At 60.4% G+C, this 24,344-nt stretch carries 23 protein-coding genes, 1 pseudogene and 1 riboswitch; of the genes and pseudogenes, 8 read left to right on the forward strand and 16 right to left on the reverse strand.

What is annotated here, in order from left to right; translation table 11 throughout:
• Positions 1-94 precede the first annotated feature (94 nt).
• A protein-coding gene (locus tag ACIPSK_RS00005; RefSeq protein WP_446532617.1) for an IS630 family transposase occupies positions 95-1,043 on the forward strand; the annotation gives its coding sequence in 2 pieces (ribosomal slippage) (positions 95-430 and positions 432-1,043; 948 coding nt in all).
• 310 nt (positions 1,044-1,353) lie between these two features.
• Here the strand turns inward: ACIPSK_RS00005 and ACIPSK_RS00010 are convergent.
• The 5 genes from ACIPSK_RS00010 to ACIPSK_RS00030 all read right to left on the reverse strand — a co-directional run bounded on the left by ACIPSK_RS00010 (position 1,354) and on the right by ACIPSK_RS00030 (position 6,763).
• The gene (locus ACIPSK_RS00010) at positions 1,354-2,487 is read right to left on the reverse strand and encodes an ABC transporter ATP-binding protein (protein WP_162115346.1); all 1,134 of its coding nucleotides are present in this window, start codon (positions 2,485-2,487) and stop codon (positions 1,354-1,356) included.
• 87 nt (positions 2,488-2,574) lie between these two features.
• The gene (locus tag ACIPSK_RS00015; RefSeq protein WP_162115367.1) at positions 2,575-3,780 is read right to left on the reverse strand and encodes an ABC transporter substrate-binding protein; all 1,206 of its coding nucleotides are present in this window, start codon (positions 3,778-3,780) and stop codon (positions 2,575-2,577) included.
• A gap of 73 nt (positions 3,781-3,853) precedes the next feature.
• Complete coding sequence (locus ACIPSK_RS00020) at positions 3,854-4,711, reverse strand: carbohydrate ABC transporter permease (protein WP_017968431.1); 858 nt, start codon at positions 4,709-4,711, stop codon at positions 3,854-3,856.
• Positions 4,708-5,592: a carbohydrate ABC transporter permease gene (locus ACIPSK_RS00025; protein WP_162115345.1), complete on the reverse strand. Its 885-nt coding sequence runs from the start codon at positions 5,590-5,592 to the stop codon at positions 4,708-4,710. The genes ACIPSK_RS00020 and ACIPSK_RS00025 overlap by 4 nt, the downstream gene beginning before the upstream one ends.
• Positions 5,593-5,605: 13 nt before the next feature.
• A complete protein-coding gene (locus tag ACIPSK_RS00030) occupies positions 5,606-6,763 on the reverse strand; it encodes a Gfo/Idh/MocA family protein (protein WP_162115344.1) in 1,158 nt (385 codons plus the stop codon).
• Positions 6,764-7,092: 329 nt separating this feature from the next.
• Here ACIPSK_RS00030 and yghX point away from each other — a divergent pair, with 329 nt between their 5' ends.
• Positions 7,093-7,980, forward strand: a complete 888-nt coding sequence (gene yghX / locus ACIPSK_RS00035) for a YghX family hydrolase (RefSeq protein WP_162115343.1) — start codon at positions 7,093-7,095, stop codon at positions 7,978-7,980.
• Between the two features lie 124 nt (positions 7,981-8,104).
• On the opposite strand, the gene ACIPSK_RS00040 is transcribed toward yghX, so the two are convergent.
• A complete protein-coding gene (locus ACIPSK_RS00040; RefSeq protein WP_446532618.1) occupies positions 8,105-8,545 on the reverse strand; it encodes a DMT family transporter in 441 nt (146 codons plus the stop codon).
• On the reverse strand, positions 8,542-9,027 hold the full coding sequence (locus tag ACIPSK_RS00045) for a DMT family transporter (RefSeq protein WP_162115341.1): 486 nt from the start codon (positions 9,025-9,027) through the stop codon (positions 8,542-8,544). Before ACIPSK_RS00045 ends, ACIPSK_RS00040 begins: the two co-directional genes overlap by 4 nt.
• A 262-nt stretch (positions 9,028-9,289) precedes the next feature.
• Between ACIPSK_RS00045 and mug the strand changes: the two genes are divergently transcribed.
• The 4 genes and pseudogenes from mug (at position 9,290) to ACIPSK_RS00065 (ending at position 12,238) form a co-directional block, all read left to right on the forward strand.
• Positions 9,290-9,847, forward strand: coding sequence for a G/U mismatch-specific DNA glycosylase (gene mug / locus ACIPSK_RS00050; RefSeq protein WP_432653287.1), 558 nt, complete (start codon positions 9,290-9,292; stop codon positions 9,845-9,847).
• 52 nt (positions 9,848-9,899) lie between these two features.
• Positions 9,900-11,660 carry an MOSC and FAD-binding oxidoreductase domain-containing protein gene (locus ACIPSK_RS00055; protein ID WP_162115339.1) on the forward strand — a complete coding sequence of 587 codons (1,761 nt, stop codon included), beginning with the start codon at positions 9,900-9,902 and terminating at the stop codon, positions 11,658-11,660.
• A gap of 63 nt (positions 11,661-11,723) precedes the next feature.
• A pseudogene (locus ACIPSK_RS00060) lies at positions 11,724-11,959 on the forward strand (pirin family protein); the annotation flags it as partial.
• 60 nt (positions 11,960-12,019) lie between these two features.
• Entirely contained in the window at positions 12,020-12,238 is a 219-nt protein-coding gene (locus ACIPSK_RS00065) for a hypothetical protein (protein ID WP_017968423.1), read from the forward strand.
• Between the two features lie 254 nt (positions 12,239-12,492).
• On the opposite strand, the gene ACIPSK_RS00070 is transcribed toward ACIPSK_RS00065, so the two are convergent.
• The 3 genes from ACIPSK_RS00070 to ACIPSK_RS00080 form a co-directional block, all read right to left on the reverse strand.
• Positions 12,493-13,026, reverse strand: a complete 534-nt coding sequence (locus ACIPSK_RS00070) for a GNAT family N-acetyltransferase (protein WP_162115338.1) — start codon at positions 13,024-13,026, stop codon at positions 12,493-12,495.
• A 119-nt stretch (positions 13,027-13,145) separates the two neighbouring features.
• Positions 13,146-13,964, reverse strand: coding sequence for a bifunctional allantoicase/(S)-ureidoglycine aminohydrolase (locus ACIPSK_RS00075; protein ID WP_162115337.1), 819 nt, complete (start codon positions 13,962-13,964; stop codon positions 13,146-13,148).
• 115 nt (positions 13,965-14,079) lie between these two features.
• On the reverse strand, positions 14,080-14,733 hold the full coding sequence (locus ACIPSK_RS00080; RefSeq protein ID WP_026154596.1) for a glutathione S-transferase: 654 nt from the start codon (positions 14,731-14,733) through the stop codon (positions 14,080-14,082).
• A gap of 123 nt (positions 14,734-14,856) precedes the next feature.
• Here ACIPSK_RS00080 and ACIPSK_RS00085 point away from each other — a divergent pair, with 123 nt between their 5' ends.
• Complete coding sequence (locus tag ACIPSK_RS00085) at positions 14,857-16,071, forward strand: polyhydroxyalkanoate depolymerase (RefSeq protein WP_162115336.1); 1,215 nt, start codon at positions 14,857-14,859, stop codon at positions 16,069-16,071.
• Between the two features lie 32 nt (positions 16,072-16,103).
• Here the strand turns inward: ACIPSK_RS00085 and ACIPSK_RS00090 are convergent, their stop codons facing one another.
• From ACIPSK_RS00090 to ACIPSK_RS00115, 6 genes are all read right to left on the reverse strand, one after another.
• Entirely contained in the window at positions 16,104-17,939 is a 1,836-nt protein-coding gene (locus ACIPSK_RS00090; protein ID WP_162115335.1) for an ABC transporter ATP-binding protein, read from the reverse strand.
• Positions 17,940-17,971: 32 nt separating this feature from the next.
• Positions 17,972-19,168 carry an aminotransferase class V-fold PLP-dependent enzyme gene (locus tag ACIPSK_RS00095; RefSeq protein WP_162115334.1) on the reverse strand — a complete coding sequence of 399 codons (1,197 nt, stop codon included), beginning with the start codon at positions 19,166-19,168 and terminating at the stop codon, positions 17,972-17,974.
• Between the two features lie 68 nt (positions 19,169-19,236).
• Entirely contained in the window at positions 19,237-19,749 is a 513-nt protein-coding gene (locus ACIPSK_RS00100) for a RidA family protein (RefSeq protein WP_017968417.1), read from the reverse strand.
• Between the two features lie 50 nt (positions 19,750-19,799).
• Positions 19,800-20,669 carry an ABC transporter permease gene (locus tag ACIPSK_RS00105; RefSeq protein WP_162115333.1) on the reverse strand — a complete coding sequence of 290 codons (870 nt, stop codon included), beginning with the start codon at positions 20,667-20,669 and terminating at the stop codon, positions 19,800-19,802.
• On the reverse strand, positions 20,669-21,610 hold the full coding sequence (locus tag ACIPSK_RS00110; protein ID WP_003547937.1) for an ABC transporter permease: 942 nt from the start codon (positions 21,608-21,610) through the stop codon (positions 20,669-20,671). The genes ACIPSK_RS00105 and ACIPSK_RS00110 overlap by 1 nt, the downstream gene beginning before the upstream one ends.
• Before the next feature lie 80 nt (positions 21,611-21,690).
• Positions 21,691-23,217, reverse strand: a complete 1,527-nt coding sequence (locus ACIPSK_RS00115) for an ABC transporter substrate-binding protein (RefSeq protein WP_162115332.1) — start codon at positions 23,215-23,217, stop codon at positions 21,691-21,693.
• A gap of 225 nt (positions 23,218-23,442) precedes the next feature.
• Between ACIPSK_RS00115 and ACIPSK_RS00120 the strand changes: the two genes are divergently transcribed.
• Positions 23,443-24,027, forward strand: coding sequence for a DUF1349 domain-containing protein (locus ACIPSK_RS00120; protein ID WP_162115331.1), 585 nt, complete (start codon positions 23,443-23,445; stop codon positions 24,025-24,027).
• 186 nt (positions 24,028-24,213) lie between these two features.
• Positions 24,214-24,310: riboswitch (TPP riboswitch) on the forward strand.
• Positions 24,311-24,344 lie beyond the last annotated feature (34 nt).

Below are 24,344 nucleotides of genomic sequence, written 5' to 3' on the forward strand. Positions count from 1 at the left end.
CTAGAGCGTATCCGGATTTAGTTGAATCGGAAGGGATTCCGTTTTTGTGTGTTTTGTGATTCAAGATGCTGGCTGGAGTGGAGGCCAGCATCGAATGACGCGACCTCTTTCCAATGATCTTCGTGAGCGTGTTGTTGCTGCAATCGAAGCCGGTGAGAGCTGCCGGTCGGTTGCGGCGCGGTTCGGTATTGCCGTGTCTTCAGCGGTAAAGTGGTCGCAGCGTTATCGTTCGAGCGGATCTGTCGCGCCTGGGAAGATGGGCGGCCACCGCAAGCGGGTTCTGGAGCCGCATCGGGCGTTTATCGTGGAGCGGATCAACCAGACGCCGCATGTGTCACTGCACAGGTTGAAGGAAGAGCTGGCCGCGCGAGGGGTGAAGGTATCCCACGATACGGTATGGCAGTTCCTGCGGCGTGAGGGATTGCGGTTCAAAAAAAACACTGTTCGCCCTTGAGCAGGCGCGCGCTGACGTCGCGCGACGGCGACAGCGCTGGCGATCCTGGCAGGCTGGCCTCGATCCAAGACGGCTGGTCTTCATCGATGAAACCTGGATCAAGACCAACATGGCGCCGCTTCGAGGGTGGGGGCCGAAGGGCAAACGCCTGCGCAGCTTCGCGCCGCACGGACATTGGCGCACCCTGACTTTCCTCGGCGCGTTGCGCTGCGATCGGCTCACCGCACCCTGTGTCTTCGATGGACCGATCAACGGTGAGTGCTTTCGCGCCTATGTCGAGCAGCAACTCGTACCGGTGCTCAAACCCGGCGACATCGTCGTGATGGATAATCTCGGCTCCCACAAGTCGGTCGCCATCCGTCAGATGATCCGCAACGCTGGTGCTCGGCTCTGGTACTTGCCGCCATACTCCCCCGACCTCAATCCGATCGAACAGGCTTTCGCCAAAATCAAGCACTGGATGCGCCTGGCTCAGAAGCGAACCATCGATGACACCTGGCGCCACATCGGACACCTCGTCACAACCATCGAGCCCAACGAATGCAGCAACTACTTCGACAATGCCGGATACGCTTCCGTCAAAACCTGAAACGCTCTAGCCTTGTCTGATTCGTTGCATCGATTTGATTTGAGGCGAAACGCTTTTTGTCCAACTCTGGGCGCAACGGTGACGTGACTTCGCTCTCGTAGAACGCGACGATAGCCTCTATGGCCGAAATGGAGAGCGCAATGCAGCCATACTCCGCAACAGGCCGGACTCTTCCATCCGCAAGAAATTGTCCAACGAAGTTCGCACATTGAACAACAGCCGAACTCTCGCCACGGGCAGCCGAATTGTGCAGAGTGCCATTTCGTCCCCGGACCCCGACAGGACGAACTGCTCGCAGAACCAGTCGGGTTCAAGTCGCCATCGGGTTGATCACGTTCATATCGATTTCCGTCAGCTCGACGCGCCGCTCGAAGGCGATGCCCGCCTCGTCGAAAAGATGGCCATCTGCGGCGTTGATGCCGGTCGCGACAGGCGCGTCCGCGCGGATGCCGACGCTGCCCGGCAGCATGGCGCAGAAATTCTCGGCCTCTCCGTTGAGCGAGGCGTAAGCGACCGTATTGGCCCCGAGCCGCTCGATCACCGTCGGCGTCACGGTAAAGACGATATCGCCGCCGTTAAGCTGGATATGCTCCGGCCGGATGCCGAGCGTCAAAGCCTTGCCGGCCATGCCGTCGCGCGGCGTCACGGGCAGAACGGCTGTCTGGCCCTGATAATCCACCTCGACGCCATTGGCGCTGACGCTTTTACAGGTCACAGGCAGAAAATTCATTTTCGGATTGCCGATGAAGCCGGCGACGAACTGGTTCGCGGGCTTATGATAAAGCTCCAGCGGCGCCCCGGTCTGAGAGATATCGCCGGCGTCGAGCACGACGATACGGTCGGCCATGGTCATGGCCTCGACCTGGTCGTGCGTCACATAGATCATCGTCGCCTTCAACTGCCTGTGCAGCTTGGCAAGCTCGATGCGCATGTCGGCGCGCAACGCCGCGTCGAGGTTGGAAAGCGGCTCGTCGAACAGGAATATCTTCGGTTCGCGCACGATGGCGCGGCCGATCGCGACGCGCTGGCGCTGGCCGCCGGATAACATGCCGGGTTTCTGCTGCAGCCGCTGTTCGAGATGCAGGATGCGCGCCGCGTTTTCGACCTTGGCCTTGAGCTTTTCCTCTTCCATCTTTTCGACGCGAAGCGGGAAGGCAATGTTCTCGAAGACTGTCATATGCGGATAGAGCGCGTAGGACTGGAAAACCATAGCGATGCCGCGCTTGACCGGCGGTAGGTCGTTGACCCTGACGCCATTAATGACGATGTCGCCGGCGGTCGTCGCGTCGAGACCGGCGATCATCCGCAGCAGGGTGGATTTGCCGCAGCCCGACGGGCCGACGAAGACGACGAATTCGCCGTTCCTCACTTCGAGCTGCACGCCCTTCAGAACTTCGTAGTCGCCGTAGAATTTCTGAACTTTGTTGAGAAGGAGCTGTCCCAAAAATCTGTCTCCGCCGGCGGTCTTCGCACATTCGATATAGGGGAGGGGTCGCAGCTTATGCCGCGACCCCGGGAGCCTCGGGAGAGTTTACTTGAAGGCCTCGATTTCGCCGGCAGCCTTCTTCAGTGCGGCTTCCGGTTCGGCCTTGCCAGTCACCACCGACTGGATCATTTCGATCATCGAGTTCTGGAAGCCCTTATAGTCGGTGAAGAGCGGCTCGGGGCCACCATAGCTGATGCCGTCGATCAAGGGCTTCCAGTAGGGATCCTTGGCGACGAACTCGTCGACCTTTGCCGAGGGGCGCAACGGGGTGAGGCCGGCGCCGCCCTGCAACTCGTATTCCGACTGGACATCCGGAGAGGTGATGAACTTGGCGAATTCCGTCGCCTTGTCCTCGACGCCCGAACCCTTGAAGATCGCCAGGCTGTCGGTGATCAGCAGCGTGCCCGGACCCTTGGCGTTCGGACCGAGCGGCAGCGTCGTAATACCCCAGCTGATCTGCGTCTTCTTCAGACGGTCGGCGGCACCCGAACCGGCCTGGATCATGGCGACCTTGCCATCGAGGAAGATGGCGCGGACTTCGTTCTGCTCATAGGCCGTCGGGCCTTCTTCAGAGTAGGGGACGATGCCCTTGTAGGCCTTCAGCGCAGCGAGGATTTCGGGGCTATCCAGCGTGACCTTGCCTTCAGCATCGGTCACCGCACCATTATTGGTGTAAACCCAATGCATGAACTGGTGCATCGTGTTGTCGAAGGTCTTGGCGGAGAGACCGAAGCCCGGAATGCCGGTCTTTTCCTTGATGGTCTTTGCCATCTGGATTTCTTCGGCCCAGGTCTTCGGCGGCGTCTCGGGGTCGAGGCCAGCCTTCTTGAAGAGATCCTTGTTCCAATAAAGCGCCTTGGTGGAGAAGGCGATCGGAACGCCCCACTGGTTGCCCTCGAAGGTCACCGTGTCGACGATGTGGGGGTAATAGGTCTTCTTTTCATCGTCGGTCATCGGCACCGGGACGATAAGATCGTTCTGGGCGAATTCCTTCAGCGTGCGCGAGCCGACATAGGCCATCGCCACCGGCGTGCCGGCGGCGGCGAGCGTCGTTGCCTTGTCCTGGCACTGTGCCCATCCGACGACCTCAGGAGTGATCTTCCAGCCGGTGTTCTTTTCTTCCCACTGCTTGATATATTTGGTGTGGACCGGATCGATCGTGTCGCCGCAATAGATCCAGCTGATTTCCTTGTCGGCCGCCTGGACAGTGACCGTGGTCAGTGCCGTCGAACCGAGCAGGGCGAGCGCCATAAGGCCTGTCTTGATTGATATGCTCACGTCGTAACTCCCATTCTTGTGTTAGCTGTTCACTCGTTTTTTGGTATTATTGTTTCACCGCACCGGCGGTCAGCCCGCCGACAAGGTAGCGCTGAAGGAAGAAGATGACGACCATCGCCGGCGCGATGCCGACGAAGGAAGCCGCCATCAGCTCGTTCCAGATGACCTCCTGCTTGCCGAAGTAAGCAAAGAGCCCCACCGGCAAGGGCATGTATTCGGTCTTCGAGTTGAACGTCAGCGCGAAGATGAATTGCTGGGCGTAGGCGCCGATGAAGGTGGTGATGGCGACGACGATAATCCCCGGCATCGCAATCGGCAGGATGACCCGGCGCAGCGTGTAAAAATGGCTGGCGCCATCCATGTAGGCCGCTTCGTTGAGTTCCTGCGGAATACGGATCATGTAGGTGCGCAGCAGCCAGATCGCCGAAGGGATCAGGAAGGCGACGCCAGGCACGATCATGGCGAGATAGGTGTTGAGCACGCCAATGCTCCGCATCAGCCGGAAGAGCGGGATCAACAGCACGGCGCCCGAGAACATGTTCACGGTCAGGAAGGCGCCGAGCAGGATGCCCATGCCCTTGAATTCGAACTTCGCGAAGGCATAGGCCGCCGGAATGACCAGGCCGAGCACAATCAGCGTGACGATGACCGAGATGAAGAACGAGTTGAAGATATAGCGCCCGAAGCCCGGCACGCTGATCCACATCGTCCGATAGGCTTCGAACGAGCCGTTCTCCGGCCAGAAGCGGTAGGGCGAGGAGAAGAGCTGGCTGAGCGGCTTCAGCGACACCAGGAAACCTTCGACGAAGGGCGACAGCACGAAGAAAAGAAACAGCGCGATGCCGCAATAGATCAGGATGATTTCCCACCAGCGGTAACGGTCGATCATGGCTGCATTGCTCATGCGCGCTTCTCCGGATTGAGGCGACGGGTGACGCGGAAATAGGCGAAGCAGAAGAGCGACAGGAAGATGCAGATCAAAACGGCGCGCGCGGCACCTTCGCCGTATTTCTTCGAGCCGATCGCGGTCTGGTAGGTATCGATGATCATCGTCGTCGTCTCGCCGCTCGGTCCGCCCTGCGTCAGGATCCAGATAATGTCGAACGAGTTGAAGGTGGCGATCAGCGACAGCATCGACATGGTGATGATCGCCGGAACCATCAGCGGCAGGGTGATGCGGCGGAAGCGGTACCAGCGGCCGGCGCCGTCAGTCCAGGCGGCCTCGTAGAGATCCTTCGGAATGGATTGGATCGCCGCCAGGAAGTAGATCGTCACCAGCGGCACGCCGATCCACACGTCGGTGACGATCGTGGCCCAGAAGGCGGTGCTTCCATAAGCGAGGAAGGCGACCGGGCCGTCGACCAGACCGAAGCGCTGCAACATGCCGGAGATCATCCCGAACTGGCCATTATACATCCAGCCCCACATGAAGATGCCGATCGCCATCGGCACGATCCATGGCGGCATTGTCAAAAGCCGGAACAATGAGCGGCCGGGGACCGCGGCGTTCAGCATCGTCGCCCCGAAAGTGCCGATCACCATTTTCAGGGCGACCGAGAAGAAGGTCCAGATGAAGGTGCGGATGATGACTTCCGCAAACCGCTCGTTGAAGATCTTCTCGTAATTGACCCAGCCCACCCAATTGGTGGTCTTCCTGAGGGACGCATCGGTGAAGGAGAGAACGAAGGTATCGACCAGCGGATAGGCGACGATCGCCAGGACATAGAGCACAGCCGGAAGAAGAAGGATGCAAGCGAAGATGAAGGTGCTTCTTTGAACACTCATCCTGCCGCCCCCCTCAAGCCGCTCTTGCGTGAAGGGCTTCGTCGAAGCGGTCCCAGATGGGTCTGAGATCGACGACCGCCTTCTTCATCCTCGCTTCGTCCATCGCCAAGGCGAGGATGCCGGCTTCGAGCGCATTCAGCGTGGACACGGGGAGTTCGAGCCCGGTGCGCACGCTTTCAAGCAGGTCGCTCGCCATCTGTTCGTCGGCGCCGTAATGCTGGGAGAGCTCGGTGGCGGCATATTTGTTTTCGACAATCTTGTTGCCGGTCAGTTGTTCGTGCACATCAAGATAACCGCGAACGAAATCGCCTTCGGCCATGCCGCGCGAGCCCATGATGGCGAAGCGGCGGAATTGGTCGGGCACATTCAGATTGGTGTGGAAGTTCATGCCGACGCCATTGGTATATTCGACGATCGCCACCTGATAATCGATAATATCGGCGTCGCTGTCGAACACCTTGTCCGAGCCCATCCAGCCGCTTGGCTTGCGGTGGAAAAGTTCGAGGTCGTTGATGCCTTCGCGCGCCGGGTCGTTTGCCGGAATGAAGCTCTTGCGGCCGCCGAAACTTGCGACCCGCTCCGGCCGCGCACCGACGATGCCATTATAGAGGTCGAGGTCGTGGCAGCATTTTTCCAGCATGAAGCTGCCGGAATAGCGCTCGTAACGGCGCCAGTCGCGCATGAAGAAGGCACCGTGATAAGGCTCGATATGTTCGGAGGCCTCGATCGATACGATCTGACCAAGCTTGCCCTCGGCCTGGATGGCGCGCAGATCCTTGTAGAGCGGAGAATAACGCAAGACGAGACCGACCATCAGTCGCTCGTGGCCGAATTTCGCCATCAGATGGGCAAGTTCGATGCTTTCAGCGATCGTCGTGACGATCGGCTTTTCACAGAAGACCTTGAGACCGGCTTGAAGTCCCAGCCTGATATGGTCGAGATGCATGTGATTGGGGGAGCCGATCATCAGCAGATCGAGCTTTTCGGAGGCGAGCAATTCTTCCGGCGAACCATAGGCCTTGCCGACTGAAATGCCCTTTTCCGTCAATCCAGGAAGTCCGGCGGGTTCCGGATCCACATAGCCGACAATGTCGAAGCTGCTATCGATTGCCTTGAAAACATAGCCGAGATAGCCGAGCCGGAATCCTAGCCCGATGATTCCCACTTTCATGCCGATCAAGTTCCCATTTAGTAATTTATTTTCTTTAAGTTGGGACAAAAATCCGGAGGCGTCAATAGAAAACGGGCATCGAAGCGCGAGTATGAAATTAATTTTCATAGATCGGTAGCCGGCGGTCGATTACTGGCTGCGACCGGCCGGATGCCGATTGCCAAAGGGAAGAGGGCGCATCTCTTGACGGCGGGGCAGCGAATTCCGCGACTGTTGGCGCAGCCAATGATCGCCCCGGCAAGCTCACGCAGAACTCGCGAAATGTTGAAAAGAGCCGCGAGTTTACGTGTGTAGGATAGTGCAAGACCCGAAGGCAAGGAGGAGCCATCATGACCCGCATGACAGCCAAGGATTTCCCTCAGGAACTTCTCGAACTCTACGATTATTATGCGCACGGTAAAATTACCAAGCGCGAGTTTCTCGACCGAGCCGGCAAATTCGCGGTCGGCGGCGTGACGGCAGCCGCCATTCTTTCATCGCTGAGCCCAGATTATGCGCTGGCGACACAGGTCGAGTTCACCGATCCCGATATATTGGCCGAATACATCACCTATCCCTCTCCAAAGGGAAATGGCGATGTCCGCGGCTATCTCGTCCGTCCCGCAAAAGCGGCCGGCAATGTCGCAGCCGTGGTGGTCGTTCACGAGAATAGAGGTCTGAACCCCTACATCGAGGATGTGGCGCGGCGCGTGGCAAAGGCAGGTTTCATCGCCCTTGCGCCGGATGGACTGACGTCGGTCGGAGGCTACCCCGGCAACGATGAAAAGGGGCGGGAACTCCAGCAAAAGGTCGACCCGGAAAAGCTGATGAACGATTTCTTCGCGGCGGTCGATTTTTTGATGCACAGCGATCTCACCACCGGCAAGGTCGGCATCACCGGCTTCTGCTATGGCGGCGGCGTGGCCAACGCGGCGGCAGTGGCCTATCCGGAACTTGCAGCGGCCGTGCCCTTTTACGGCAGGCAGCCGCGCTCCGAAGACGTGCCGAAGATCAAGGCGCCGCTGCTTCTCCATTATGCCGGGCTGGACAAGGACATCAACGAAGGCTGGCCGGCCTATGAAGCTGCGCTAAAATCAGCGGGAAAGACATTCGAGGCCTACATCTACCCTAACGTCAATCACGGCTTCCACAATGATTCCACGCCCCGCTACGACGAAGCAGCAGCCAAGCTCGCCTGGCAGCGAACGGTCGACTGGTTTACGAAATACCTCGCCTGAGCAGGCTGCGGCCTGAACGATGATACCGGCCGGGAGCCATTCCCACCGTCCATCCGTCCCCTTGCGACCGGCCGATGAAATTGCCCGGTCAGCAATGGCACCTGAATCGCAGCGCAACGCATGGCTATTGCGAGCGGCCGGTTTTGCGTCGTCCCCGGCTGACCATCATTCCGCCGACGATGAGAACAATTCCGGCCGCGTTCGCCCAAAATGATGCTGGAACGGCGCTGATATAATCAAACGCCACCCCTGTCACCATCTGGCCACCGATGATCAGCAGAGCCGAATTGACCGCGCCTATTCGAGCAATGACCCAACTGCCCGCCGCCACGAAGATGACGCCGATGGGACCACCCAGATAGGCATAACAAGGCGCATCGGCAGCGCCTGCAGGAAGCAGGCCCCCGACAAAGAGACCAAGGCAGGTGAGGACGGCAAAGCCCACGGCATGGTTCCAGAAGGATGCGATCAGCGGTGTGGTGGATATGCTCAACCGCCCATTGAGCTGACGACTGAGACCGACGAGCACACCGCCCAGGCAAGCCAGGAGAATGAACACCGTCACGCCGCACCTCGCCCAAGCAGGATAATCAGTGCAGCCCCCATGACGACCAAGCCGAGTGCTACGATGTCTCGTCTATCTGGACGCCGCTTTGGCAGACCGAACAATCCCCAATTGTCGGCGGCGACGCTGAAGGCGACCTGGCCTGCCAAACCCAAAGCCAAGGTGCCGGAGAGCCCGAGCGGTGAGTTGACCGCGGTCGAGGTCAGCATGACCGTTGCCGCGCCGGATATCCCACCGAAATAGGCCCATAAAGGCGCGCGCAAGGTTTGTTCCGGCTTAGGTCTGCGGCGCCGGTGGATCAGCAAAAGAAGAATGACGGCTGCGATGATGCCCGTGCCATGAGCGGTCCAAGATGAGAACAGGGGATTCCCATAACGGGCCAACTCGCCGTTGAGGTGCACCATAAAAGTCAGGAGCCCGCCCGTGGCAAAAGCTCCGGCAAAATAGATCGGATGCGGATTTCGTGCGGCTTCGATGGTCATGAAGATCCCGTCAAAGAATCGATTGCAGCGGATATTTTCAGATTGTCACTACCGCATCGCGCGTCTTTTGAGAGCCGCAAAAGACGCTGTGCACCTTGAATGGCTGCAATTGTCAGGTAAGACCATTCTTCGGCATTTCCAGGAACATGATTAACACCGGGTGTCTGTTAGACCGGCCTCTCCTTGATGGCGTTCAGGAAGCTCATTTCGATCGATGCACGGTTGGTATATTTGACAGGCTTAATTCGAGCGATATCCCATAATGCAAGATGATGCCACGTCCGCAAACCTTAACGGCCCAGGCGACCCCACGATGCCAAGAGCCGGATTGTCGGAAATCCTCGCTCCTGGCCTTTCCGTAGTTTTCTGCGGATTGAATCCGGCTCTATCTGCCGTTCGCGACGGGCATAATTTCTCGAACTCGAGCAACCGTTTTTGGCGCGTCTTGCGTCTGGCCGGATTTACACCGCGCCTGCTGCGGGCCGATGAAGAGCGCGCGTTGTTGCAATATGGCTGTGGTCTGACATCCGCGGTTTCACGCCCCACGAAAAGCGCAAGCGAGCTTAAGAGGCAGGACTACGTCAGCGCCGCGCCCATCCTGGAAAACAAGATACGAAAGTTCGCGCCAGCCAATTTGGCCTTTCTTGGAAAGGCGGCATACGCGGCTATCAGTCTTCGAGCCGATGTTGAATGGGGTCGGCAGCCCGAGGAATTTGCCGGCGCCGGCGTCTGGCTGTTGCCAAATCCGAGTGGCCTCAACAGAGCTTTCACCTTGACGACTTTGACCGAACACTATCTCGAACTGAGATTGACGCTGTAGTCATCCTCCGTCGATCTCGAAATCGCGATGATCGTCATTCGGGAGAAATGTCATGGTACGCTTGCTTTCGGTCAATGTGGGCCTGCCGCGCAACGTCACCTGGCAAGGCAAGATCGTTTACACCGCCATTTGGAAGACGCCGGTCGACGTCCCGCGCATGGTGCGGCGCCTGAACGTGGACGGCGATGGACAAGGCGATCTGGCTGGCCACGGCGGCGAACGCCGCGCGGTCTTTGTCTATCAGATCGATTCCTATCGGTACTGGCAGGAGCAATTGCGCCGAGACGACTTCATTTACGGCCAGTTTGGCGAGAACTTCACCGTCGATGGCTTGCCGGATGCAGAGGTATGCATTGGAGACCGTTACCGGATCGGCGGCGCCCTGTTCGAGGTGACGCAACCGCGCGTCACCTGCTACCGGCTCGGCATACGCATGGACGAGCCGGAGATGGCCGCGCTGGTGGTCAAACATGGTCGACCTGGTTTCTATTTCCGTGTGCTGGAGGAAGGCGAAGTGCAGGCCGGCGACGAGATCACGAAGGTGGCGTCCGGGCCCGAGGGCATGAGCGTTTTCGAGATCAACGCGCTGCTTTATATGCCGGGTCACCCGCGCGATCAGTTGGAGCGCGCGTTGCGCATCCCGCCGCTGAGCGCAGGCTGGCGTCATTCTTTCGAGGCCATACTCAAGCAGGAGCGGAAGGAGGGCGCGACGACAGGAAATGCCGGGCTGACAGCTGCTCCCGGCCTGCCTCCGGCATGGCGCGGGTTCCGCCCGCTGCGTGTGTTGCGCAAGGTGCGCGAAAGCGGCAGCGTGGTTTCCCTCGTGCTCGAACCGGCGGATGGCCAGCCTGTTGCCGCCGCACTCCCCGGGCAGTTCGTGGTGCTGCGGCTCGGACGGGATCCGACGCCTGCGCTGATGCGCAGCTATTCGCTGTCGGGCGAGCCCAGCGTCACGCATTATCGCGTCAGCGTCAAGCGGGAGGTCCATGGCGCAGCCAGCGGCTACATCGACGACGAGCTACAGGTCGGCGACATCGTGCAGGCAAGTGCGGCGCGCGGCAGTTTCATATTGCGGCCGGGCGATACACCGGTTGTTCTGTTGAGTGCCGGGATTGGAGTGACGCCGGTGCTGGCGATGCTTCATGTTTTGGCGGCCGAAGCATCGCCCCGGGAGGTCTGGTGGTTATACGGAACCCGCAATGGCCGCGAACATCCGTTTGCCGAGGAGGCGCGCGGGCTGCTGAAGAGGCTTCCTCACCACCACAGCCATATTTGCTACAGCTCTCCCGACCCTAAGGATCGGCCTGATATCGATTTCGACGCTCGCGGCCATCTGGATGCGCAGGCGCTCAAGTTGCTTAACCTGCCGCGCGATTGTGACGTCTATGTCTGCGGACCATCGAGCTTCATGAGCGATCTGAGCGTCGGCCTTGCTGCCTTGGGCATCGCGCCGGATCGCATCCACACCGAGATGTTCGGCGCCGGTCCGTCGATCACACCCGGCATAGCTGCTTCGCCTCGCCGGCCGCCACATTTGCCGGCAAGGCTTCCAGGCTCGGGGCCGCTGGTGTCGTTTGCCCGCACCGGCCTCAATGTGCGCTGGGAGCCGACATTCCAGAACTTGCTCGAACTGGCCGAGGCCTGCGACGTGCCGGTGCGATGGTCGTGCCGAACCGGCGTCTGTCACACTTGCGAGACCGGACTTGTGGAGGGAAGTGTCGGCTACCAGCCGGACCCTGTCGACGCGCCGGCGGATGGCAATGTGCTGATCTGTTGCGCAAAACCTGAAGGCGATATCGTGATTGATTTGTAATGCCTGGACGAACGCGCCGACGGTGATTCTTGCTCACCACGCACGGCGCGGTGATGGCTTGGAGGCGAGCAGGGGCTGCATTTATTGGATGACAAGCTCGAAGTAGAGGCGCAGAGTGCAAGCACGTTGGTCGCGTTTCTGCTCGACCCGAACGCATCTATCACCAGACAGGGGACTGTCGGCGACCACAAGAAGATCCCGCCGGCAATTATCATTCGCGCGTTCCTGCGATGGAGGAAATTTCGCCATATATGTGGCGTCATTCGCTTGGCCGCTCGAAGACCGAAAAGGCGATATGAATGGAACAAGGATGCCCCTAACGGGTTTCGAACCTTAGCGTTCAATAGGAGGAGCATTTCATGCCTACGGTTGCCGCCACACCCATCACCCCACCAGACCAGCACGTTGTAACAGCGCGCGAAGCCATCGAGCCGCTTTATGAGAAGCTCGAGCTTCAAACGGAATCGCTGGTCCTGTCTGCGGCGTTGGAAGCGGGATGGTCTTCGGATGAGGCAACCGAAGCATTGGCGGCACTCAGACTGCAGGATGCACTTTCGACGCTTGGACGAACGACCTGACCGAGAAAGCTCCGAGAAACCGGTGCGCGGGGCAGATTCACCTGAATTCGGTGAATGTCTGGGCGCCTCCGGTAACGCGTGGCATCATTGCAGACAACGTGCCATCGTGAATGATTGGCGGGGTTTATTAGAGAGGCGGTTCTCGGTGGTTGTAAAGCACCTTTTAGTTCCATAATGTTGATTACGCCACTTTTACAATCATAAGTTGCTCAACTATAAACGCGCCCTCACGGTTGGTGCCGATGCGTGGGAGGTCAAATTCCGTTTGATGACCGCAGTTCATAGAGCACGTGATGGCGCAACGGATGCCCTTCGACGAAATTGGGATGGTCGAACTCACCGATCCGGTTCATCCCCAGTCGTCTCATCAGACCCCAGGAATTGCTGTTTGCGGGCACCGTGAAGCTGACGATGCGGTCAAGCTTCAGCGTGTTGAACGCAAAATCGAGAGAGCGTTCCGCGGCCTCGCGCGCATAATAGGCGCCGTGCCGCGACGCTGAAAGCCGCCAACCGATTTCGACTGCAGGCGCAAACGGCAAAGCCGGCGAAACCTTGGCGAGGCCGCACATACCGATCAACGCGCCGCTTTCCTTCTCCTCCAGCGCCCAAAACCCCCAGCCATGGTCCTCGAAGTGCCGGGCGATGCGGTCGAGCATCGCATTCGACTGTTCGTCGGTCAGAGGATTGAGATATCTGACGACGTCGGGCTCGGCATTGATCGCAGCGAAGGGTTTGCGATCCTGCTGTCGCCAGGGTCTCAAAATCAGACGTTCGCTTTCGAGCTTCATCGTTCCTTCGCCCAAGCAATTCCAGGAAAAGTGCAAAGCGGTTTTCCGTCCGGAATTGCGATAAAACAAAAGGTTAGAGCGGTTCTGCATTTCCAAGAAAAGCTGAACCGCTCCAGATCCTACCAGAGCGTCATGTGACGGTTCACGTCCTTGTAGAGCAGGTAGCGGAAACGGCCGGGGCCACCGGCGTAACATGCCTGCGGGCAGAAGGAGCGCAGCCACATGAAGTCGCCGGCCTCGACCTCGACCCAATCCTGGTTCAGCCGATAGACCGCCTTGCCCTCCAGCACATAGAGACCATGCTCCATGACATGGGTTTCCATGAAGGGGATCACGGCGCCCGGCTCCAGAGTCACGATATTCACGTGCATGTCGTAGCGGACATCGGCTGGATCGATGAACCGGGTCGTCCCCCAGCGTCCATCGGTATCGGGCATTGCCGAGATGGGGTGCTGGTCCTCATGCGTGAAGATAGCCGGCGGCGGCTCCAGCCCCTCGACCTCCTGAAAGGCCTTTCGAATCCAGTGGAATTTTGCCGCCGTCGAGCCGCTATTTTTCAGGCGCCAGACCGAGCCCGCCGGAAGATAGGCGAACGAACCGGCGCGCAGCGCATGACTGTTGCCGTCGAGCTCCACCGTCATCTCGCCTTCGACGACGAACAGGACCGCTTCGGCCCGTTTGTTGGGCTCCGGCCGGTCGCTTCCGCCGCCGGGCTGGACCTCCATCACATATTGCGAGAAGGTCTCGGAGAAACCGGAGAGCGGCCGGGAGAGAACCCAAGCCCGCGTTCCCGTCCAGTGAGGAAGGACGCTGGTGACGATATCGGTCATGACGCTGCGCGGGATGACCGCGTAGGCTGTGGTGAAAACGGCTTTGCTGGAAAGCAGCTCGGTTTGCGGCGGCAGTCCGCCGAGTTTGGAATAATAATCTCTGTTCATTGGTCCAGATTTCGCGGCATGTAGCACTGCATCTGATTTATGCGCCGCTCACCTTGCAGGCAACTCTTAATTCGTCGCGTGAAAGTCGATGCGGAGCCGCACCGCCGCGTTCCGGTCAGAACTCGACTTCCAACTCGACGATCTCATCCGGCTCGACCATCGCTCCCTCCGTCCATTCACCCATCAGCGGCCAGGACAGCACCGTCTCGACATAGGCTTCGAGCTGCGGTTCGAGTTCCACCGCGTAGGTGCGGAATCGGGTGCAGACCGGCGCATACATCGCATCGGCCACGGTCGGCGCGATCCCGAACAGCCACGGGCCGCCGCTTGCCTCGAGGCATTCGGTCCAGATCGCCTTGACACGCTCGACATCGGGCCGCGCGCCCGAAAATATCTTGAAGCTCGCATGCCGCGCCTTGAGGTTCATCGGCAATGCCGAGCGCAGATTGTGGAAACCCGAATGCATCTCGCCCGAAACCGACCGGCAGCGGGCGCGCGCCGCGCGCTCGGTGGGCCAGAGCCCGGCAGTGGGCGCGACCTCATGGAGATATTCGGCGATCGCCAACGTGTCCCAGACCGTCACATCGTCATGGGTCAGCCTCGGCACCAGAACCGACGGTGAAAGCAGAAGCAGTTCCTGGCGCGCCTCGTCATCCAGTTCCACAAGGACTTCGGCGAAGTCCAGCCCGGCCATCCGGCACAGCAGCCAGCCGCGCAGAGACCATGATGAGTAGTTTTTCGAGGAAATCGTCAGTGCCGCCTGCGACATCGGGCTCGTATCCTTGTCGGACAATGTTGCTTCTTCCTCGATAATCTTCTCGCATGGCAGGAGATATTCCACTAGCATTTTTTGCACTGCCGCATCGATGCGGCAGTGCGGGAGATTTCGGCCATGCTCTACCAGGCCTATCAGTTCCAGGATGATCTCATCGCGCCGCTCCGCGATCTGGCGCGCCGCCTGCAGATCTTCTCCGCGACAGCGCTCTGGGGATCCGGCAGCGAAATGGGACGGCACTTCGCCGCCGCGCTGGAGATGATCTCACGCTTCGAGATCACTCACCAACGTCCGGATTTCGCTATTACGTCGGTCATGATCGGCAATCGCGTGAGGCCCGTCACTGTCGAGACCGTGCTCGACATGCCCTTCGGCACGCTGCTGCGCTTTGCAACGGACACCGATGCAAAGCGGCCGCGGGTGCTGGTCGTCGCACCGCTGTCCGGCCATTTTTCGACGCTGCTGCGCGGCACCGTGCAGACCCTGCTGCGCGACCACGACGTCTATATCACCGACTGGGCCAACGCCCGTGACGTGCCGCTGTCGGCCGGACGCTTCGGCATGGACGACTATGTCGATTATATCATGCATTTCCTGGAGGAGATCGGTCCGGGCGCTCATATCCTTGCCGTCTGCCAACCCTGCGTGCAGGCGCTGGCCGCCGTCGCCGTGATGTCGGAAGAGCGGCATCCGGCCACCCCGCGGACCATGACGCTGATGGCCGGTCCGATCGATCCGCGCGAGAGCCCGACGAAGGTCAACGAGCTTGCGGTATCGCAATCGCTCGCCTGGTTCGAAAACTCGCTGATCACGGACGTCCCCTGGCGTTATCGGGGTGCGGGACGGCGCGTCTATCCCGGTTTCCTCCAGCTTGTCGCCTTCATGTCGATGAACATGCAGCGCCACCAGGACGCCCATCGCAAGCTCTACGACCATCTGGCGAAGGGCGAGACGGCCGAGGCCAGCAAGATCAAGAATTTCTACGACGAATATTTCGCCGTGCTCGACCTCACCGAAGAATTCTACATCGAAACCATCGAACGCGTCTTCCAGAAGGCGGAAATCGCGACCGGCGACCTGACCCATCATGGCCGCAAGGTCGATCCCGGCCAGATCCGCAACACGGCGCTTTTGACCGTCGAGGGCGGGCGCGACGATATCTGCGCACTCGGCCAGACCTCGGCCGCGCACGATCTCTGTCGGGCGCTACGCCCACATCTGAAGCGCCATCATCTTCAGGCCAATGTCGGACATTACGGCGTCTTCAGCGGCCGCCGCTGGGAGGGGGAAATCTACCCCGTCGTGCGCAACATGATCCTGGCGATGGAATAGCGCCCGTCAGATCCGAAACGCGATGGCAAGTCTTAGCGATCCGCCATGACCAGGTGGCCCGGCCCGACTTCGCGATAAGACGTGCTTGCAGGCTGATAGTCGACCGGGCGCATTGGGCTCTTGATCTCGTCATTCGCCACCATCCGCTTTTCGTGGCGACGGTTGGGATCCGGCACCGGCACTGCCGCGATGAGTTTTTTCGTATAGGGATGCTGCGGATTTTCGAAGACCGCGGATCGCGGGCCGATCTCGACGATCTCGCCGAGATACATCACCGCTACGCGATGGCTGACGCGCTCGACCACCGCCATGTCGTGCGAGATGAACAGGAAGGCGAGGTTGAGGCTCTGCTGCAGGTCGAGCATCAGGTTGATGACCTGCGCCTTGATCGAGACGTCGAGCGCCGAGACGCTTTCGTCGGCGACAATGACCTTCGGCTGCAAGGCGAGCGCGCGGGCGATGCAGATGCGTTGGCGCTGGCCGCCGGAAAACTCATGCGGATAACGGGCGGCCATATCCGAGGACAGACCGACCTTCACCAGCAGATCGGCGACGACATCCTTTGCCTGTTTCGCGTTGCCCATCCTGTGCTCGAGATAGGGTTCGGCGATAGCTGCGCCGACCGTCATGCGCGGATTGAGGCTGGCAAAGGGATCCTGGAAGATCATCTGCACCGACTTGCGCATCTCGCGCAGATCCTTCCGGTCGAGGCCGAGCACCTCCCTGCCCTCGACGAGAACGGAACCGGCCTGCGGCTCGATGAGCCGCATGATGGCGCGGCCGGTCGTCGATTTGCCGCAGCCGGATTCGCCGACGAGCGACAGCGTCTCGCCGGCATGAAGATCGAAGGAGACGTTTTCGACCGCATGCACCCGGCTGGTCATCCGGCCGAACAGGCCGGAATGAATGTCGAAGCGCTTGGTGAGGTTCTTCACCTGCAGGACGGGCGTCGCTGCCACCGTATCGGTGACCTCGGCGGGAATGTCTGATTCACCCGTTGCGGTATTGACCACGGGAAAGCGCAGCGGCCGTTGCCTGCCCTGCATCGAGCCGAGCACCGGCACGGCTGACAGTAGCGCTCTCGTATAGGGATGTTTGCCGCGGTGGAAGATATCGGCGGTGGCGCCGCTTTCCACCTGTTCGCCGCGATACATCACCACCGTCCGGTCAGCGATCTCGGCAACGACGCCCATATCATGGGTGATGAACAGAACGGAGGTCCCCTCCTCGTCCTGCAGCATCTTGATGAGATCGAGGATCTGGCCCTGGATCGTCACGTCGAGTGCCGTCGTCGGCTCGTCGGCGATCAACAGTTTCGGCCGGCTGGCGAGCGCCATGGCGATCATCACCCGCTGGCGCATGCCGCCGGAAAAACGATGCGGATATTCGCCGAAGCGCGAGGCAGCCGAGGGGATGCGGACCTTTTCCAGCAGCCGGATCGTCTCGGCTTTGGCATCGGCGCTGCTCATATCGGAATGGCAGAGCAGCGCTTCGGATATCTGGTCACCGATGGTGAAGAGCGGATTGAGCGATGTCATCGGCTCCTGGAAGATCATCGCCACCTCGTTGCCGCGCACCTGCCGCATGGCATTTTCCGGTAGGGCAAGAAGGTCGCGTCCGCCGAGCATGACGCGGCCCTCGACACGGCTCGTATCCGCCTGCAGCAGCCGCATGATCGAGAGCGATGTGACGCTCTTGCCCGAGCCGGATTCGCCAACAATCGCCACAGTCTCCGCTGGCGCCACCGTGAAGGAAACATCGCGCACGACCGGTTTCCAGACGCCGTCCACCAGAAAGGATGTCGTCAGCCTTTCGACGGAAAGAACGTCGGTGGTCGTCTGGATCGGTTGGGTTTGGGCGCTGACCATGGCGGTTCCTCTTGCGACGGGTAAGCGGCGGATCAATCCGGCCAGCGCAACGCACCGTCGAAGCGGTGCCTGCTGCGGTTCTCGATCGGCGTTGCGATGATCTCGTTGGAGGCCCGTGCCTGGTCGAGTTCCTGCGCCAAGCGCTCCGCGACGACCGTCTCCTCGCCCGCGTGCAGATTGCACGGGTCGAGGTAGAAATAGCGGTGCTCTACCTCATGGTCACGCACGATGATCGGCGGGCTGCCCTTGGCAAGCGCATCGGCCAAATCCCAGGCGGTGATATGGGCTTGCTCGGGATCGACGATCAGGCGCAGCCGCTCGAGCGGATTGTGGGTCGGATCGGGCTCGATCAGCGCGGTAAGGCCAGGGCGGCCGTCGAGCGTGCGCTTCCACAAGTTGAGATAGCCGGTCTCGCGTTCCCGGATGCCGGCATGGTCGCGGTTTTCCCATGCTTCAAGTGCTGCCATGACGCCGAAGATGCTCTCCTTGCCGACCTTCATGCCGCGGCCGATGCCCATGTTCTGCAGGAAGGCGTGGCGCACCAGCTCCTTTCTGCCGGCAACGATGCCCGAGGTCGGGCCGCCGAGGAATTTGTGGCCGGAGTAAAGGGCGATGTCGGCCCCCTGCTCCAGGAAAATCCTGAGATCATATTCCGAGGCGGCATCGACGATGACGGGCACGCCCTTGGCATGGGCAATCTCGACGAATTCCTTGAGGTTCAGCAGGCCGTAATCGACAACATGGTGGGAGACGACATAGACGGCGGCGGCGGTCTTGTCGGTGATGGCGTTTTCCATGTGGAAGCGATGCGTCGAGGTCGCCTGCCCGACAAGCACGACCTTGCCGCCGGCAAGCCGGATTGCCTGGTCGACCGGGGCGCCGTAGCTGACGACATGGCCCATCTGCACCAGCACTTCGTTCTTCTCCGGCACGACATCCGGCAGCTTCTCGATCGCCAGCAGGTTATTGCCGGTGATCGCGCCGGCGACGGCGAGCGAAATACCGGCCGAGCAGGAGGCAGTGACGAAGCCCGCCTCTCCACCGGTCAGCCTTGCGATGACGGCGCTTGCCTTGCGCTGCAGGTCGTTGATCTCGACGAAGTGCGGCAGGATCGATGCCATCGCGCTGATCGCTTCGGGAACGACGATCGAGGCGCCGAGGCTGGTCATCGTGCCCGATACATTGATGACAGGGCGAAGGCCAAGCGACGGGCGGATATCAGTGGACATGGAGATCTCCAGGATTCTGGGTCGAAAAACGAAACATGGGGCGGTCGATCAAATGTGTCGAGTTCCCATCAGCCGTGCAAGGCGACGATCGCCTCGATCTCGACGGTGATGTTGCCGGGCAGCGAGCCGAAGCCGACGGCCGAACGAGCATGTTCGCCCGCCGGCCCGAAGACTGCGATCAGCAGGTCCGAGCAGCCGTTGATGACGCTCGGATGATCCTCGAACTCAGGCACGGCATTGACCATGCCGAGCAGCTTGACCACCCGCTTGACCCGGGCGAGATCGCCAAGCGCATCCTGCATGACGGCAAGCAGGTTGATGCCGGTCAGGCGCGCATGGCCATAGGCCCCCTCGACACTGATGCCACCGCCGACCTTGCCGGCATGCAGGAAGCCGTCGGCCTCGCGCGGGCCCTGGCCGGAGAGGTAGAGCATATTGCCTTCGATCACGTGCGTGACGAAATTGGCGATCGGCGGCGGCGGCGGCGGAAGCGTTATGCCGAGGGCAGCAAGCCGTTCGTAAGGCGAGTTCTCGACCTTGCCGGCGGCGGTGGGAAACTGATTCACGCAAACTCCTGTCATGCAATTTTCGATTTAGCGAATTTCGATTGGGCCGACGCTTGGTCGGCGGATTAAAGATCCTTGCGAAGTCTCGGATCGAGCATGTCCCTGAGGCCGTCGCCGACCATCTGCAGCGACAGCACGGAGAGGATGATGGCGACACCCGGAAACAGCGTCATCCAATCGGCCTGGCCGATATACTGGCGGCCGGCGGCGATCATCGTTCCCCAGGTCGGGATTTCCGGGCTGACGCCGAGGCCGAGGAAAGACAGGCCGGCTTCGGCGAGCATGGCGCTGGCGAAGAGGAACGTCGCCTGCACGAGGATCGGCGACAGCAGATTGCGCAGCACATGCCGCATCATGATGTGAAAGGTCGAGATGCCGAGTGCCCTCGCCGCCTCGACATAGGGCAACTCGCGAATGACCAGCGTCGAAGCGCGCACGATCCGGGCAAGGCGCGGCGCATAGACGATCGATAGCGCGATGATGACTGTGGTCAGCGACGGGCCGAGGGCGGCGACGAGCGCGATCGCCAGCAGAATATCGGGGAATGCCATCATCGCGTCGATCAGCCGGGCGATCGGCGTGTCGAGCTTCTGGAAGAAGCCGGCGAGCAGACCGAGCGTTACGCCGATCACGGCCGACAGGCTCACGACCGCAACACCGACGAGCAGCGACAGGCGGCCGGCGAAGATCGTGCGCGAGAAGACGTCGCGGCCGAACTCGTCGGTGCCGAAGACAAAGGTGCCGCTCGGCGGTTTCAGCCGGTTGACGATGGAAAGCTTCGACGGCGAATAGGGCGCGACAAGAGGCGCCAAGATCGCCAGAAGCACGAAGATCGTCAGGATCAGCAGGCCCAAGGCGACCGTCTTGCGCTTCAGCAGGCGCCTGGCGAATTTGCTGCCCTCGCCTTCCGCGGGTTTGATTGCGATATCGGCCATCAGTAGCGCACCCTTGGATCGATCAGCAGATAGAGCATGTCGATCGCAAAATTGATCAGCACATAGAGGGCGGCGATGACGAGCAGCGCCCCCTGGATGACGGGATAGTCGCGGCGCAGGACCGCCGAGACGACGAGATTGCCGACACCCGGCAGGCCGAAGACGGTCTCGGTGACGACGGCGCCCGAAATCAGCACCGCTGCCGTCAGGCCGATCACCGTCAGGATCGGGATCAGCGCATTCTTCAGAGCGTGCTTGAGAATGACCCGGCGCTCGATCAGCCCCTTGGCGCGGGCCGTGCGGATATAATCGTCGCCAAGCACATCGAGCATCGACGCGCGGGTGAAGCGCAGGATCAGCGCCGAAGAGACAATGCCGAGCGCAAAGGCAGGCAGCGTCAGGTGATACATGCGCTCGAAGAAGGTCGAGCCCGGACCGCCATAACCCGAGACCGGGAAGAGGTTCAGCCTGACGGCGAAGAACTGCATCAGGATCAGGCCGAGCCAGAAGCTTGGGATGCTGGCGGCGAACATCGCAAGCGTCGTTGCCGCCTGGTCGATGAAGGAACCGCGCCGATAGGCGGCATAGATGCCGATCGGCAGGGCGATGATGCTGGCAATGGCGAGCGAGAACAAAGTCAGGAAAAAGGTCGGCTCGGCGCGGTCGAGCAGAGCCGAAGTGACAGGCATGTTGAGGAAGATCGACTGGCCGAGATCACCTCTCAGCATCTGGCCGATATAATAGACATACTGCAGGCCGAGCGACTGATCGAGGCCGAGCCGGGCCCTGAGGTCGGCAATATCCTGCGGCGTCGCATCTGGCCCGAGCATGACGGCGGCCGGATCTCCCGGTGTCACGCGCACGATGACGAAGACGATCGTGACGACGAGAAACATCACGACGATCATGCCGAACAGGCGCTGGAGGATGTAGCGTATCATGAATGCCTGGCAAACCCTTGCAGATGCTGCAAAAAAGAAGACTGATACCGGCCACGACGGGCCGGTATCGCTGGCGATGTTTACTTCTTGATCGAAGCATTCCAAAAATACGGCCACGGAGCCGGATCGACGCCTTCGAGCTTGGTCGATTCCGCCGAAACCGCGTTGAAGTCGCCGATCTTCATGAAGGGTGCATCGGCATAGATCGCCTTCTGGACATCGGCCCAGAGCGCCACGCGCTTCTTCGGATCGACTTCCGATGTAAAGGCATCGACGGCGGCCTTGCGGGCCGGCGTATCCCACCAGCCCGGCGAACTGGTCGAGAGCGAGCCGATCAGCGCCGGCTCGGGCAGGAAGGGGCTATGGGTGATGTAGATATCCCAGAGCTTCGGATCGGTGCGGCGCTGGGTCAGCGTCGCCCAGTCCACAACCTGCATATCGACGGTGAAGCCGGCAAGCTTCAGATATTCGGCGGCGACCTGCGCCATCTTGTAGTGGAATTCGTACTGGCGGCTGGTCAGGATACGGATCGGCTCGCCGTTGTAGTCGGCCTTCTTGGCGGCGGCCGCCGCCCCTTCCGGATCGGCGACATTGTAAGCGCCTTCGACGCCGGCATCGGTCGACCAGGCAAAGGTCTTCGGATAGATCGCGCCGTCGAGCGCATAGAAATCCTTGCTGCCGAAGGCGGCGGCCAGCATGTCTTCCATGCTGAGCGCCTGGCGGATCGCCTTGCGGACCTCGACATTCCCGGCAATACCTTCCTTCGTGTTGAAGACGAAGACCGGATAACCGAAGGGCTTGAGGATGATCGGCTGCGAGGCGGTCGAAGCCTTCAGCTTGTCGTAGGATTCGACGGGGATCGAGTCGACATAATCATACTGGCCGGAAACGGCGGCTTCGACGCGGGTGTTCGGATCCGGCACCGGCACGAAGCGGATCTCATCGAGATATTGATGACGGGCGCCGCCATAACCATTGCTGTCGCCTTCGCGTGACTTATAGCCATCGAAACGGACGAGCTGGATATACTGGTCGGCCTTGCGCTCCTTCAGCATGTAGGGACCGGTGCCGATGAAGTCCTTCATCGGCTCGTCCTGCTTTTCCGACGGGATGATGATCGCGGCCGAATTGTTGAAGGCAAGCAGCGAGGTCAGCGGCGCATAGGGCTGCTTCAGCGCAATCTTGACGGTCGCCGGATCGACGGCGGTGACGGACTCGATGAAGCCGGCCACCTGCTTGCCGCGCGAAGCGATCTTCATCCAGCGGCCAAGCGAGGCGACGACATCTTCCGAGGTCATATCGGTATTGTCGTGGAACTTGATGCCGGTTCTGAGCTTGATCGTATAGGTTTTGCCGTCGGCGCTGATCTCAGGCAGGCTTTCGGCCAGAAGCGGCGTTACGTTCCAGCTCTTGTCGAAGGTGTAGAGCGTTTCGAAAATGTGTTGCGTGACGATGCCGACCAGATCGGCCGTCGACGACATCGGATCGAGCGTTGGCGGTTCGCCGATCGTCGCGACGTTGATGACGCCGCCCTTTTCCTGGGCAAGGAGTGTCGAAGGCAGGGCGATGAGCGCAGTGCCGAGAAGGAATGCGACCAGTGTTTTCATGTGAGAGCTCCCGTTTAGTTCCACAATTATGTAATTCATCTTTTTGTAACAGAATAGGGGATGGATCGATCCTGTCAAGCACGAGCGACGGATTATGCTAGGGCGGATAGCCGGACGCCGGAAAAACACACAATCTTCGGCTGCGCCCGGCTGCACCAAGACCGCGCATTGTGCCAAGGTGAGGCGATCGCCCTGAGTCAGGCTTCAAGGGAACGGGAGAACAGCATGAGTATCGACTTCAACGACGGCAAATGGCTGAACGAGCCGGCGCAATGGCAGGCGACCGACGCCGGCCTTACCTTGACCACCGATGAGAAAACCGATTTCTGGCGAGAAACCCATTACGGCTTCACCCGCGACAGCGGCCATTTCCTCGCCTTTCCCACCACCGACGGCTTCACCGCGCAGATCCGCGTCCAGGGCGAATTCCGCACCCTCTACGACCAGGCCGGCCTGATGGTGCGCATCGACGAGAAACGCTGGGTGAAAACAGGCGTCGAGTTCACCGACGGCGAAGCCTTCCTCAGCACCGTCGTCACCGACGGCAAATCCGACTGGTCCGTCGCTCAGCCCTTCCGCGAATTGGAAGATTTCCGCATCCGCGTGACGGTCGCCAACGGCGCGTTGCGCATCCAGGCTTCACGCGACGGACGCCACTGGCCGCTACTGCGGTTAGCGCCCCTCCCGGCTGCCGAGCGCTATGAGGTGGGGCCGACTGCTTGCACGCCGGAGCGGAGCGGGCTGAGGGTGCGGTTTTCGGAGTTTTCGATTGGGCCGGCGATTACCACCGATCTTCATGACTTGAGCTAGGGGATTTCGATGTCGTATTCTCGACGGCAATATACGAATCCAGATAGTGGAGTCCAAGAGGCACCCCGGCAGAGATTATCCGCGGGGTGCGCATCTCTTAAAATCGTTCATCATCATCGCGCGGCGCAGCCGCAGGACTGTCATTTTCGAGATGACATCCGCCCCGTTCTCTGCGAAAAAGGGCGTGATGAGAGACAGGGGCGTTCGTCGACAGACGGGCTGAGAAGCACCCTTCGAACCTGAACCGGATAATGCCGGCGGAGGGAGTCGCTCGGGGCCGCGGCACCGTCCGCATGAACCGCCCCGTGCCCGCCCCC

The organism is Rhizobium sp. LARHSG275, from assembly GCF_052871115.1.

Coding starts and splice junctions, on each gene's coding strand:
- ACIPSK_RS00015 (WP_162115367.1), bottom strand. CDS start 3,780: ATGGCGCTCGCCCTGCTCGGTTCGACGGCACTGACCACGGTCACTGTC.
- ACIPSK_RS00020 (WP_017968431.1), bottom strand. CDS start 4,711: ATGAGCAATGCAGCCATGATCGACCGTTACCGCTGGTGGGAAATCATC.
- ACIPSK_RS00025 (WP_162115345.1), bottom strand. CDS start 5,592: ATGAGTGTTCAAAGAAGCACCTTCATCTTCGCTTGCATCCTTCTTCTT.
- ACIPSK_RS00030 (WP_162115344.1), bottom strand. CDS start 6,763: ATGAAAGTGGGAATCATCGGGCTAGGATTCCGGCTCGGCTATCTCGGC.
- yghX (WP_162115343.1), top strand. CDS start 7,093: ATGACCCGCATGACAGCCAAGGATTTCCCTCAGGAACTTCTCGAACTC.
- ACIPSK_RS00045 (WP_162115341.1), bottom strand. CDS start 9,027: ATGACCATCGAAGCCGCACGAAATCCGCATCCGATCTATTTTGCCGGA.
- mug (WP_432653287.1), top strand. CDS start 9,290: ATGCAAGATGATGCCACGTCCGCAAACCTTAACGGCCCAGGCGACCCC.
- ACIPSK_RS00055 (WP_162115339.1), top strand. CDS start 9,900: ATGGTACGCTTGCTTTCGGTCAATGTGGGCCTGCCGCGCAACGTCACC.
- ACIPSK_RS00065 (WP_017968423.1), top strand. CDS start 12,020: ATGCCTACGGTTGCCGCCACACCCATCACCCCACCAGACCAGCACGTT.
- ACIPSK_RS00070 (WP_162115338.1), bottom strand. CDS start 13,026: ATGAAGCTCGAAAGCGAACGTCTGATTTTGAGACCCTGGCGACAGCAG.
- ACIPSK_RS00075 (WP_162115337.1), bottom strand. CDS start 13,964: ATGAACAGAGATTATTATTCCAAACTCGGCGGACTGCCGCCGCAAACC.
- ACIPSK_RS00080 (WP_026154596.1), bottom strand. CDS start 14,733: ATGTCGCAGGCGGCACTGACGATTTCCTCGAAAAACTACTCATCATGG.
- ACIPSK_RS00085 (WP_162115336.1), top strand. CDS start 14,857: ATGCTCTACCAGGCCTATCAGTTCCAGGATGATCTCATCGCGCCGCTC.
- ACIPSK_RS00090 (WP_162115335.1), bottom strand. CDS start 17,939: ATGGTCAGCGCCCAAACCCAACCGATCCAGACGACCACCGACGTTCTT.
- ACIPSK_RS00095 (WP_162115334.1), bottom strand. CDS start 19,168: ATGTCCACTGATATCCGCCCGTCGCTTGGCCTTCGCCCTGTCATCAAT.
- ACIPSK_RS00100 (WP_017968417.1), bottom strand. CDS start 19,749: ATGACAGGAGTTTGCGTGAATCAGTTTCCCACCGCCGCCGGCAAGGTC.
- ACIPSK_RS00105 (WP_162115333.1), bottom strand. CDS start 20,669: ATGGCCGATATCGCAATCAAACCCGCGGAAGGCGAGGGCAGCAAATTC.
- ACIPSK_RS00110 (WP_003547937.1), bottom strand. CDS start 21,610: ATGATACGCTACATCCTCCAGCGCCTGTTCGGCATGATCGTCGTGATG.
- ACIPSK_RS00115 (WP_162115332.1), bottom strand. CDS start 23,217: ATGAAAACACTGGTCGCATTCCTTCTCGGCACTGCGCTCATCGCCCTG.
- ACIPSK_RS00120 (WP_162115331.1), top strand. CDS start 23,443: ATGAGTATCGACTTCAACGACGGCAAATGGCTGAACGAGCCGGCGCAA.